Origin of the sequence: Streptomyces apricus, from assembly GCF_008369065.1 — a bacterium.
GTDB classification, from domain to species: domain Bacteria; phylum Actinomycetota; class Actinomycetes; order Streptomycetales; family Streptomycetaceae; genus Streptomyces; species Streptomyces apricus.
On the sequence record NZ_VDFC01000040.1, the window covers coordinates 1,020,356 to 1,032,833 of the forward strand.

A 12,478-nucleotide genomic window follows, 5' to 3' on the forward strand; every position below is an offset into this window, starting at 1 on the left:
CCTCGCACCCGGACCATCCGCGCCCCATACACCCCGCACACCACCGAGCAGCTCCCGCAACCGCTCCCACCCGGGCCCGTACCCGAAGGCCTCCGTGCCCCAGCGCAGGGCCGGCACCGTCACCACCAGCCCCGCCGGATCCCGCTCCAGCACATGCACCTCGGCGATGCGCCGGCGCCCGGCCCGGTCACGTACGAGATGGAGCACCACCGACAGGGCGGCCGCCACCTGGCTGTGCAGTGCCGCCCGGTCCAGCCCCGCGGCCGTGCCGAGTGCCTCCAGGCGGGCCGGCACGCCGGACGCGGCATTGGCGTGCACGGTCCCGCAGCCGCCTTCGTGCCCCGTGTTCAACGCGGCCAGCAGGGCGACCACTTCGGGGCCGCGCACCTCTCCGACGACGAGCCGGTCCGGCCGCATGCGCAGCGCCTGGCGCACCAGGTCCTGGAGCGTGACGAGTCCGGCGCCCTCCTGGTTGGGAGGTCTCGATTCGAGGCGGACGACATGCGGGTGGTCCGGGCGCAGCTCCGCCGAGTCCTCGGCGAGCACGATCCGCTCGCCCGGCCCGACGAGGCCGAGCAGGGCACTCAAAAGCGTCGTCTTGCCGCTGCCGGTCCCGCCGCTGATCAGGAACGACAGCCGCGCGTCGAGCAGTGCCCGCAGCAGCCGGTCCCCGCCCGGCGGCACCGTCCCGGCGGCCACCAGCTCGTCCAGCGTGAACGCCCTCGGCCGGACGACCCGCAGTGACAGGCAGGTCGAGCCGACGGCGACCGGTGGCAGCACCGCATGCAGCCGGGTGCCGTCGGGAAGCCTGGCGTCCACCCAGGGATGGGCGTCGTCCAGCCTCCGTCCGGCCACGGCCGCCAGACGCTGCGCGAGGCGCCGTACGGCCGCCGCGTCCGGGAAGGACACGGCGGTCAGCTCCAGGCCGCCGCCGCGGTCCACCCACACCCGGTCGGGTGCGGAGACCAGGACGTCGGTCACGGCCGGGTCGTCGAGCAACGGCTCCAGGGGCCCGCTCCCGACCAGCTCCGAGCGCAACCGCTCGGCCGCGCCGAGGACTTCGGCGTCCCCGAGCACCCGCCCCTGCTCCCGCAGGGCCTGGGCCACACGCGCGGGAGTCGCCTCACCCCCGCTCTCGGCCAGCCACTGCCGGACCCCGTCCAGCAGCCCCGTGTCGCCGGACGCGCGCGCGTCCGGCGCCCGGCCCGCAGGAACGCCCGGCCCTGCGTGCATGCCCGGCGGTCCCGTCGGCACGGCCCCGCGCGGCCCGCTCATCCCGCTCACGGAGCCTCTCCCCCGGCAGCGGCCCGCTCCCAGAACGTCGAGCAGAAGCGCGCCAGCGGCCCGCGCCCGTCGCCCGCGGGCGGACTGCCCCGGTCCTGGGCCGCCGACAACCCGCTCTCCACCGGAACCTCGCCCATCAGGGGCAGACCGAGGAGCCGGGCGACCTCGCGGTCGTCCAGACCCGGTGCGTACGGTCCGCGCACCGCGACGCGCAGGTCCCGCAGGACCATGCCGACCACGGACGCGACCCGCCCGGCCGCCGCGACGGCGCGCAGTTCGGCGGGGACCACGAGCAGTCCCAGGTCGAGCTGGGCGAGGACCTGCGCGACCCCTTCGTCGACGCGGCGCGGCAGGTCCACGACCACCGCCCCGCCCCGCCGTCTGGCCGCGGCCAGGACCGCCCGGACAGCCTCCGGGGTGACGGTCACGCAGTCGCCGCGGTCCCAGCTGAGAACCCGCAGGGCGTGCAGCGAGGGCAGCGACTCCTCCAGGGCGCCGCCGCCGACCCTCCCGCGCGAGGCGGCGAAGGCGGGCCAGCGGAGTCCTTCGGCGGTCTCCCCGCCGAGGAGGACGTCGAGTCCGCCGCCGAGGGGATCCGCGTCGACGAGGAGCGTGCGCCTGCCCTGGCGCGCCGAGGTGACGGCGAGCGCGCAGGCGAGCGTGGACGATCCGGCGCCCCCGCGACCGCCGATCACACCGACGGTGAGGGCGGGCGGACCGACCCCCTCGGCCACGTCGGCGATCCGGTCGACCAACCATTGTTCGCCATCCGGCAGCACCAGCACGTGGTCCGCACCGATCTCCACGGCCCTCCGCCAGACCCCGGAATCGTCCTGATCCCGACCGACGAGCACCACCCCGCGCCTGCGCGCCGCGCCCCGCACCCGTCGCGCGGCGTCGTCGCCGACGAGCACCAGGGACGCCGTGTCCCACCCCCCTCCGCGCTCCGGCACCCCGTGGTGCACCTCGGGCCGGGCGCCGGCCGCGGCGCACAGCCGCAGCAGGTCGTCCAGCAGATCGGCGTCCTCCGTGAGGATCAACGGTCCGCCCTGCCGCCCTTCGGCGGCCGACGGCCGGTCGTGTGTGATGGCTCCCGCCACGCTCTCCAGCCCCCTTCGCTGCTTCACCGCGGAACCCCGGCGGCTCCGCGATTCCCGCCCGGCGCGAGAACCGGTGACCGGTCCCCCCATATGAACCGCCGATACGAACCGGCCATAGCCGCCGAACAAACGGAACCGGCCATGAACTTCCGCGAGCGGTGCGCGCAGGAATCACGGTGCAGCGATCCTGGAAATCGTGTGGATCTTGGTCGATAACTGTGGACATCCCGGTGGCTGTGAATATCGCCTTCACCCAAACCGGTGACCGATCGGTGAACGGCCGGTGCCCGTTGCGCGACTTCCACGGGCGACACGAGGGCTACGCTCCGTGACGAATCCTGTGCGGAGACAGAGAAACGCCGGGCCCCGCTGTGCGGGGCCCGGCGTTCTCGAAAACGGATGGGAAAACCCATCCGGACATGCGACGACCCCCGCCGGGGGGGAGAGCGGGGGTCGTCCCCACAGTTTGACTCGGGGGGGGGAGGAGCCAAACCGGGTTAGCACGGTCGCGAACGATCCGTGACTTCCATGGTGTACCCGAGAGCTCTCTCAGGCAAACCCACACGTCCCACACTAGCCCGAATGGCGGGCGCATATGCTCAACCCGTGGAAAACCACTCCTTGCCTCGTACAGCGGCCTTCTTTGACCTGGACAAGACGGTCATTGCGAAGTCGAGCACGCTCACCTTCAGCAAGTCGTTCTACCAAGGCGGTCTGATCAACCGCCGGGCGGTGTTGCGTACCGCATATGCCCAGTTCGTGTTCCTCGCGGGAGGCGCCGACCACGACCAGATGGAGCGGATGCGCGAATACCTGTCCGCGCTGTGCCGCGGCTGGGACGTCCGGCAGGTGAAGGAGATCGTCGCCGAGACCCTGCACGACCTCATCGACCCGATCATCTACGACGAGGCCGCCTCCCTCATCGAGGAGCACCACATGGCCGGCCGCGACGTGGTGATCGTCTCCACGTCCGGCGCGGAGGTCGTCGAGCCGATCGGCGAGCTCCTCGGGGCCGACCGGGTGGTGGCCACCCGCATGGTCGTGGGCGACGACGGCTGCTTCACGGGCGAGGTGGAGTACTACGCGTACGGCCCCACGAAGGCCGAGGCCGTCAAGGAGCTGGCCGCGTCCGAGGGGTACGACCTCTCGCGCTGCTACGCGTACAGCGACTCGGCGACCGACATCCCGATGCTCTCGGCGGTCGGCCACCCCCACGCGGTGAATCCGGGCCGCACGCTGCGCCGCGAGGCCCTGGCGCGCGGCTGGCCCATCCTCGACTTCAACCATCCGGTGCGGCTCAAGCAACGGCTGTCCGTGCCGCCCCGTCCGGCCATCGTCGCGGCGGCGGCCATAGGAGCGGCGGCGGCCACGGCGGGGCTCGTCTGGTACGCCAGCCGGCGCCGCGCCGCGGCACCGGGCTGAGCCGCGAGCCCCTCACCGACGGGGCGCCGGGACCGACGCCGGAGACCAAGGCCGGGGACCGGTCCGGAACCGGCGTCCGATTCGCTCCCTTTGAGGTCATTGGCAAAGAAGCACGGCAAGGGGTTCCACTTGCCCCGGACCAGGAGTACAAAGGGGTTAACGGCCCGCGAGACCAAGGACATCCGAAAGGAACACCTTACTAACGCAACCGAGGCCCCACGGACCGCGCATGTGCACCGGGCACCCACGCGACGTCGACCCGTCGATTACGGGCCAGCCGCACCAGGCGACGGGCAACAGTTCCCGACCTGATGGGCAACACTCCGAGGACGCTTGGTAACCCGGTGGACATGCCAGCGGCGGTACGGGTATCCGTACCGCCGCAACTCTGTTCAGGGACTTCGGGCCTCAGGCGGCGCCGCGCTGCAGCGCCTCGCACACGGCCGTCGACTCCCTCGCGCCGAGTTCGACCGCCCGCCCGCAGTGCGCGATCCAGGCCGCCATCCCCTCCGGGGTCCCGGAGGCGTAGCCGTCGAGCGCGGCCGCGTAGGCCGCCCGCCCCTGTTCCGCGTGGCCGACCTCCGGCGGGCAGACGGACTTGGGGTCGAGACCGCTGCCGATGAGGACGATCCGTTCGGCCGCGCGCGCGACCAGCCCGTTGTGGGAGCCGAAGGGGCGCAGCGCGAGGATCTCGCCGTGCACGATGGCCGCGGTGACCAGTGCGGGCGCGGAGCTGCCCGCGATCACGAGCCGTGCCAGGCCGTCGAGGCGGCCCTCGACCTCGGCCGCGTCCGGCAGCGGGAGCCCGACGAGCGGCGGTCCGGCCACGCCCGCCGCCGGGGTCTCCCGCACGGGCTCGCCGTCCCGGCGCGGACGTCCGACCGTGTCCTCGTCGCCGGCGGCGGCCACCAGGTGCAGCCGCGCGAGCACCCGCAGGGGCGACTGCCGCCAGATGGAGAGCAGTTCGCCCGCCTCGGCGGTCAGCCTGAGGGCCGCGCCCACCACCCTGGCCTCGTCGTCGCCGCTGAAGTCGGTCCTGCGGCGCACCTCTTCGAGGGCCCAGTCCGCGCCGGACAGCGCCGCGGACCCGCGCGAGCCCCGCAGCGCGGCCTCCCCGGTGATCTCGTTGCTGCGGCGCCGCATGATGCGGTGCCCGTAGACCCGGTCCACGGCCTTGCGCACGGACTCGACGGATGCCGCCACACCGGGCAGCGAGGCCAGCGTCGCGAGGGGGTCGGCGTTCGCACCTGTCGTACTCATGAGTACGACCCTACGCACACCCGGACCGCGCCCCACGAACGAGTGGTCTTCTTCACGTCCGGCGCTCCACGGGCACCGGCTCGCCGCTACTCTTTATGAACATGAAAACTGCTTTCGTCGGGAAGGGCGGCAGTGGCAAGACCACCCTGTCCTCGCTCTTCGTCCGCCACCTCGCGACCACCGGTTCGCCCGTCGTCGCGGTGGATGCCGACATCAACCAGCACCTCGGCCCCGCGCTCGGCCTCTCGGACACCGAGGCGCGGCGGCTGCCCGCCATGGGCGACCACCTGGGCCTCATCAAGGACTACCTGCGCGGCTCCAATCCGCGCATCGCCTCCGCCGAGACGATGATCAAGACCACTCCGCCCGGCGAGGGCTCCCGGCTCCTGCGGGTGCGCGAGGACAACCCGGTGTACGAGGCCTGCGCGCGGCCGGTGGAACTCGACGGCGACACCGTCCGCCTGATGGCGACCGGTTCGTTCACCGAGGCCGACCTGGGGGTGGCCTGCTACCACTCCAAGACCGGCGCAGTGGAGCTCTGCCTGAACCACCTCGTGGACGGCCGCGACGAGTACGTCGTCGTCGACATGACGGCGGGCTCGGACTCCTTCGCGTCCGGTATGTTCACCCGCTTCGACATCACGTTCCTCGTCGCCGAGCCGACGCGGAAGGGGACGTCCGTCTACCGGCAGTACAAGGAGTACGCGCGCGACTTCGGGATCGACCTGAAGGTGGTGGGCAACAAGGTGCAGGGCCAGGACGACATCGACTTCCTGAAGGACGAGGTCGGCGATGACCTGCTGCTGACGTTCGGCCACTCGGACTGGGTGCGCGCCATGGAGAAGGGCCGTCCGCCGCGGTTCGAGCGGCTGGAGGACGAGAACCGCCGTGCGCTGCGCACCCTCCAGGAGACCGTCGACGCGTCCTACGCGCGGCGCGACTGGGAGCGGTACACGGAGCAGATGGTCCACTTCCACCTGAAGAACGCGCAGTCGTGGGGCAACGAGCGGACGGGGGCCGACCTGGCCGCCCAGGTCGACCCCGCCTTCGTCCTGCGGGAGGCCGAGACCGCGACGGCGTGACGGTACGCCGCCCCGGCCCGTCACCGCTCGCCGGCCGCCCCACCTGTCACCGCTTGGCGGCCGGCGCGCCCGGTACCCCCTTTGGGGCCGGGGCGGGCCGGCCGGACAGGAACGACGCCCAGCCCTGCTTCGGGGACTCGCCGACCTTGAGGGTGCGAAGCTTCGCGAGGGTCTGCGGGTCCTGGGCGTCGAGCCAGTCGGCGAGCTGCCGGAAGGAGACGCAGCGCACCTCGCGCCGGGTGCAGACGCGCTCGACGGTCTCCTCGACGGCGCGCATGTAGGTGCCGCCGTTCCAGGACTCGAAATGGTTCCCGATGACGAGGGGCGCGCGGTTGCCCTTGTAGGCGCGCGAGAAGCCCTTGAGCAGGCCGTCACGCATCTGGTCGCCCCAGTACTCGTGCTTCGCCGGGTCGCCGTGGGACGTGGCGCCCGACTGGTTGACCATGAAGTTGTAGTCCATGGTCAGCGTCTCGAACCCGCGGCCCGGGACCGGCACGAGCTGCATCGACAGGTCCCACAGGCCCGACTTCTTCTTGGGCCAGACCTGGTCGTTGACGCCACTGGTGTCGTAGCGGAAGCCCAGCTCCCGGGCGGCCTGCATGAAGTTCTTCTGCCCCTCCAGACAGGGCGTGCGGGCGCCGATGAGCTCCCGGTCGTAGTCGAAGGGCAGCGGGGAGGCCTTCTCCGTGCCCGTGTTGGTCTTCCAGGACTTGACGAAGGACTTGGCCTGGGCGATCTCGTCCTTCCAGTCCTCGACCGACCACTCGCCGACCCCGCCCCCGCTGCCGCAGAAGTGGCCGTTGAAGTGGGTGCCGACCTCGTTGCCCTCCAGCCAGGCGCCGCGCAGCTGCTTCACGGTGTCGCGGATGCCCTGCTCGTCGTTGAAGCCGATGTCGGAGCGGCCCGGGGCGTGCCGCGGCGGCCGGTAGAGGTCGCGCTTGCCCTCCGGGAGCATGTACACGCCACTCAGGAAGTACGTCATGGTCGCCCGGTTCTTCTTGGCCACCTTGCGGAAGTGCGAGAAGAGCCGCTGGCTGTCCTCGCCCGCCCCGTCCCAGGAGAAGACCACGAACTGCGGGGGCCGCCGGCCGGGCTTCAGGCGCTCGGCGCGCGGCAGCCGCGGCTGGGCGCCGGTGAACGCGGTGGAGCCGTCCCCGATGAGGCGGACCCTGTTCCCGGGTGCGGGGGCGCCCGCGGCCTTCTTGGCGCCGTGCGCGCCCTCTCCGCGCGCGCCCTCCTTCGCGCCGGTGTCACCGGACCCGCACCCGGCGAGCGCCGCGGCGCAGACGGCGGTGAGGGCGAGGGCGACGCCCGTGGTGGTCCTCCCAGTGGCGGCCATGTTCCGCCCACCTTCTTCCTTCGATCGGGACACAACAGACGGCGAAGCCAAGATCGCAGGGACCCGAGAAGGAGGCGGTACGACAAGCCGAACAAAATGACTAATCACTCTCCGGAGTGAACTGATGCACCATATGCGCCATTTTTCCTGACACGTCCTTTACTCTCCATTACGATTCATTTACCGAGCGTTGATAAATCCCGCCGCTGTACGCCGTGACCCACGGCCGCGCCCAAGCGACCGCGTAGCCCCGGAAAGACGGGAAAACCATGACTGTCTCCGTCCCCACCCGTACCGACGACTCCTCGCACACGCCGGACGAAGGGCGGCCGCACAGCCCGCCCGGCCCCGGCCGCCGGGCCCCTCGAAGGCCCCGGCTCCCCCGTATCGCGACCGCCGACCTGTCGGCCTCCGTCGCCGTCTTCCTGATCGCCCTGCCCCTGTCCCTGGGCATCGCCCTCGCCACCGGCGCACCGCTGCAGGCGGGCCTCGTCGCCGCCGCCGCGGGCGGGCTCGTGGCCGGCCGGCTGGGCGGCGCGCCGCTCCAGGTGAGCGGCCCCGCCGCCGGCCTCACGGTGGTCACCGCCGACCTCATCCAGACCTACGGATGGCGCACGACCTGCGCCATCACCGTCCTCGCCGGACTGGTCCAGCTCGCCCTCGGCTGTGCGCGGGTGGCCCGTTCCGCCCTGGCCGTCAGCCCCGCGATCGTGCACGGCATGCTGGCCGGCATCGGCATCACCATCGCCGTCGCCCAGCTGCACATCGTGCTCGGCGGCTCCCCCAGCAGCTCGGTCGTCGCCAACATCCGGGAACTGCCCGCCCAGTTGGCGCACCTCCAGGTCGCGGCGCTCGCCATGAGCGCCCTGACGCTGACCCTCCTGCTGGCCTGGCCCAGGCTGCCGGGGCGCGCGGGACAGCTGCTGCGTACCGTGCCGGCCGCCCTCGTCGCCGTCGCCGCGGCCACCGCGACAGCGGCCCTCGCCGGACTGACCCTGCCCAAGGTCGACCTGCCGTCCTGGCGCAGCCACGCGCTGGCGGGGCTGCCGGAGGGACCGGTGCTCGGGCTCGTCGCCGCCGTGCTCACCACCACGCTGGTGTGCAGCGTGCAGTCGCTCCTCGGTGCCGTCGCCGTGGACAAGCTCACCGCCAGGCGGCCCGCCCAGCAGAGCCGCTCCGACCTCGACCGCGAGCTGCTCGGCCAGGGCGCCGCCAACATCGTCTCCGGGACGCTCGGCGGGCTCCCCGTCGCGGGCGTGGCGGTGCGCAGCTCGGCGAACGTGCAGGCGGGTGCGGTGAGCCGCAACTCCACGATGCTGCACGGCGTCTGGGTGGTGGTGGCCGCGCTGCTGATGGTGCCGCTCCTGGAGCTGATCCCCCTGGCCGCGCTGGCCTCCCTGGTGATGGCCGTCGGCATCCAGATGGTGTCCCTGCACCACATCCGCACGGTCACCCGCCACCGGGAAGTACTGGTGTACGCCGTCACCACCCTCGGCGTCGTCGTCCTCGGCGTCCTGGAGGGCGTCGTGCTCGGGATCGCCATGGCCGTCGGCGTCGCCCTGCACCGCCTCACCCGGACCCGCATCACCTGCGAGGTGGACCCGGAGGGCGTCCACCACATCCGGGTGCGCGGGCAGTTGACGTTCCTGGCCGTGCCCCGCCTCAGCCGGGCCCTGCACCAGGTGCCCCCGGGGGCCGACGCGGTGGTCGAGCTGGACGGCTCCTTCATGGACCACGCGGCCTACGAGTCGCTGCACGACTGGCAGAGCGCGCACACCAACCGGGGCGGCTCCGTCGAGCTGACCGGGCGCACCGGAGCGCGGCTCGCGGAGCCGCACGCCCAGGACGGCCCCGGGCAGGCCCCGTCCTGCCACTGCCGGCCCTGGACCCCCTGGCGCAACCACCACTGCGAGGACCCCCAGGCACCGCCGCCGTCCGGCGGACAGCGCAGCGGGCACCGGCTGGAGAGCGGCATCAGCTCGTTCCAGCGCAACACCGCGCCGCTGGTCCGCGGTGAGCTGGCCCGGCTCGCGCGGGAGGGGCAGCAGCCCTCGCAGCTCTTTTTGACCTGCGCCGACTCCCGGCTCGTCACCTCGATGATCACTTCGAGCGGTCCCGGCGACCTCTTCGTGGTCCGCAACGTCGGCAATCTCGTACCGCCGCCCGGCGGGGAGAGCGGCGACGACTCGGTGGCCGCGGCGATCGAGTACGCGGTGGAGGTGCTGCAGGTGCGGACCATCACCGTGTGCGGGCACTCCGGCTGCGGGGCGATGCAGGCCCTGCTGAGCACCGATCCGGGCGGCGCACGCACCCCCCTCAGACGGTGGCTGCGGCACGGGCTGCCCAGTGTGGAGCGGATGACGGCCAAGGACCGGCCCTGGACGCGGATCACCGGACGGGTGCCCGCCGACGCCACCGAGCAGCTCTGCCTCACCAACGTCGTGCAGCAGCTGGAGCACCTGCGGGCGCACGAGGCGGTGGCGCGGGCCCTGCGGGAGGGCAGACTCGAACTGCACGGGATGTACTTCCACGTCGGAGAGGCCCAGGCGTACCTCCTGAGGGAGGACACCTCCGCCGATGCCGGGCAGGGCGAGCTCTTCGACCGGGTCGCGGCGACGGCCCTGCACGACACCCCCGCTTGACCCCGGCCTGAACCGCTCCCCTTCCCCGTCCGTGAGAACGTGTGGCCACCCGTGTCCGCGGGCAGGCCACACGCACACAGGATCCCGTGCACATGATCCGGAACACAGGTCTAAACCAATTCACGGACGACCCTTGTCACCAGGGGTCCCTGTCTGATGAGCTGTGGCCTGGGACACAACGGACACCCTGGGAAAGGGAGATGTCGTGAGCAACGAAAGCCTGGCCAACCTGCTCAAGGAAGAACGCAGGTTCGCGCCGCCCGCCGACCTGGCCGCGAACGCCAACGTCACCGCGGAGGCGTACGAGCAGGCCAAGGCTGACAGGCTCGGCTTCTGGGCCGAGCAGGCCCGCCGGCTGACCTGGGCCACCGAGCCGACCGAGACGCTGGACTGGTCGAACCCCCCGTTCGCGAAGTGGTTCCAGGACGGGAAGCTCAACGTCGCCTACAACTGCGTGGACCGGCACGTCGAGGCCGGTCACGGCGACCGCGTGGCGATCCACTTCGAGGGCGAGCCCGGTGACGGCCGCACCCTCACCTACGCCGAGCTCAAGGACGAGGTCTCCCGGGCCGCCAACGCCCTCACGGAGCTGGGCGTCGAGAAGGGCGACCGGGTCGCGATCTACCTGCCGATGATCCCCGAGGCCGTCGTCTCGATGCTGGCCTGCGCCCGCATCGGCGCCACGCACTCCGTGGTCTTCGGCGGCTTCTCCGCCGACGCCATCGCCACCCGCATCCAGGACGCCGACGCCAAGCTGGTCATCACCTCGGACGGCGGCTACCGCCGCGGCAAGCCCGCCGCGCTCAAGCCGGCCGTCGACGAGGCGGTCTCCCGGGTCGAGGGCGTGCGGAAGGTGCTCGTCGTACGGCGCACGGGCCAGGAGGTCGCGTGGACCGAGGGCCGCGACGTCTGGTGGCACGAGATCACCGCCGAGCAGTCGGCCGAGCACACGCCCGAGGCGTTCGACGCCGAGCACCCGCTGTTCATCCTCTACACCTCGGGGACGACGGGTAAGCCCAAGGGCATCCTGCACACCTCCGGCGGCTACCTCACGCAGGCCGCGTACACGCACCACGCCGTCTTCGACCTCAAGCCGGAGACCGACGTCTACTGGTGCACGGCCGACATCGGCTGGGTCACCGGCCACTCGTACATCACGTACGGGCCGCTGGCGAACGGCGCGACCCAGGTCATGTACGAGGGCACGCCCGACACCCCCCACCAGGGGCGCTTCTGGGAGATCGTCCAGAAGTACGGCGTGACGATCCTCTACACGGCGCCGACGGCCATCCGGACGTTCATGAAGTGGGGCGACGACATCCCCGCGAAGTTCGACCTGTCGAGCCTGCGCGTGCTCGGCTCGGTCGGCGAGCCGATCAACCCCGAGGCGTGGGTCTGGTACCGCAAGCACATCGGCGGCGACCGCACCCCGATCGTGGACACCTGGTGGCAGACCGAGACCGGCGCGATGATGATCTCGCCGCTGCCGGGCGTCACCGAGACCAAGCCGGGTTCCGCACAGCGGGCGCTGCCGGGCATCTCGGCGACGGTCGTCGACGACGAGGCGCGGGAGGTCCCGGACGGCGGCGGCGGTTACCTGGTGCTGACCGAGCCGTGGCCGTCGATGCTGCGCACCATCTGGGGCGACGACCAGCGGTTCATCGACACCTACTGGTCGCGCTTCGAGGGCAGGTACTTCGCGGGCGACGGCGCCAAGAAGGACGAGGACGGCGACATCTGGCTGCTCGGCCGGGTCGACGACGTGATGCTCGTGTCCGGGCACAACATCTCGACCACCGAGGTCGAGTCGGCGCTCGTCTCGCACCCCTCGGTCGCCGAGGCGGCCGTCGTGGGCGCGGCCGACGAGACGACCGGCCAGGCGATCGTGGCGTTCGTGATCCTGCGCGGTTCGGCGTCGGAGACCGAGACCCTGGTGGGCGAGCTGCGCGACCACGTCGGCAAGACCCTCGGCCCGATCGCCAAGCCGAAGCGGATCCTGCCGGTGGCCGAGCTGCCCAAGACCCGCTCCGGCAAGATCATGCGCCGGCTGCTGCGCGACGTCGCGGAGAACCGCCAGCTGGGTGACGTCACCACGCTGACGGACAGCACGGTCATGGACCTCATCCAGACCAAGCTCCCGGCGGCGCCGAGCGAGGACTGACGCGGGCCGCGTACGGACGCGGACCCCACGGGGGCACCCGGCGGAGAACCCGCCGGGTGCCCCCGCGCTTGCGCGGGTAGGCTGCGAGACACGTCATCGCACGACAACAGAACATCCGGGCTCCGCGGGAGCCCGGCATCTCCACAGGTGCGCCGGGAAGTCTGGTCGGCATGTGATCAGTCCTGCCC

8 protein-coding genes are annotated in these 12,478 nt (G+C 72.1%); 4 read left to right on the top strand and 4 right to left on the bottom strand.

Going from position 1 to position 12,478, the window contains the following annotated elements; translation table 11 throughout:
* On the bottom strand, positions 1–1,275 hold a 1,275-nt coding region (locus FGF04_RS17650; protein ID WP_408055637.1), incomplete at its 3' end, for a TadA family conjugal transfer-associated ATPase.
* A 5-nt stretch (positions 1,276–1,280) separates the two neighbouring features.
* Positions 1,281–2,384 carry a septum site-determining protein Ssd gene (gene ssd / locus FGF04_RS17655; protein ID WP_149512344.1) on the bottom strand — a complete coding sequence of 368 codons (1,104 nt, stop codon included), beginning with the start codon at positions 2,382–2,384 and terminating at the stop codon, positions 1,281–1,283.
* Positions 2,385–2,966: 582 nt separating this feature from the next.
* On the opposite strand from ssd, the gene FGF04_RS17660 reads away from it, so the two are divergent.
* Complete coding sequence (locus FGF04_RS17660; RefSeq protein WP_149512199.1) at positions 2,967–3,806, top strand: HAD family hydrolase; 840 nt, start codon at positions 2,967–2,969, stop codon at positions 3,804–3,806.
* A 408-nt stretch (positions 3,807–4,214) separates the two neighbouring features.
* Here the strand turns inward: FGF04_RS17660 and FGF04_RS17665 are convergent, their stop codons facing one another.
* Positions 4,215–5,066 carry a Fic family protein gene (locus tag FGF04_RS17665; protein WP_149512200.1) on the bottom strand — a complete coding sequence of 284 codons (852 nt, stop codon included), beginning with the start codon at positions 5,064–5,066 and terminating at the stop codon, positions 4,215–4,217.
* Between the two features lie 101 nt (positions 5,067–5,167).
* Here FGF04_RS17665 and FGF04_RS17670 point away from each other — a divergent pair, with 101 nt between their 5' ends.
* Positions 5,168–6,148, top strand: coding sequence for an ATP-binding protein (locus FGF04_RS17670; protein ID WP_188114115.1), 981 nt, complete (start codon positions 5,168–5,170; stop codon positions 6,146–6,148).
* Between the two features lie 46 nt (positions 6,149–6,194).
* Here the strand turns inward: FGF04_RS17670 and FGF04_RS17675 are convergent, their stop codons facing one another.
* Positions 6,195–7,487, bottom strand: coding sequence for a polysaccharide deacetylase family protein (locus tag FGF04_RS17675; RefSeq protein WP_149512202.1), 1,293 nt, complete (start codon positions 7,485–7,487; stop codon positions 6,195–6,197).
* 269 nt (positions 7,488–7,756) lie between these two features.
* Here FGF04_RS17675 and FGF04_RS17680 point away from each other — a divergent pair, with 269 nt between their 5' ends.
* Both FGF04_RS17680 and acs read left to right on the top strand, forming a co-directional pair.
* Positions 7,757–10,129 carry a bifunctional SulP family inorganic anion transporter/carbonic anhydrase gene (locus tag FGF04_RS17680; protein ID WP_149512203.1) on the top strand — a complete coding sequence of 791 codons (2,373 nt, stop codon included), beginning with the start codon at positions 7,757–7,759 and terminating at the stop codon, positions 10,127–10,129.
* 163 nt (positions 10,130–10,292) lie between these two features.
* Positions 10,293–12,290, top strand: a complete 1,998-nt coding sequence (acs, locus tag FGF04_RS17685; protein WP_149512204.1) for an acetate--CoA ligase — start codon at positions 10,293–10,295, stop codon at positions 12,288–12,290.
* The last annotated feature ends 188 nt before the right edge of the window (positions 12,291–12,478 follow it).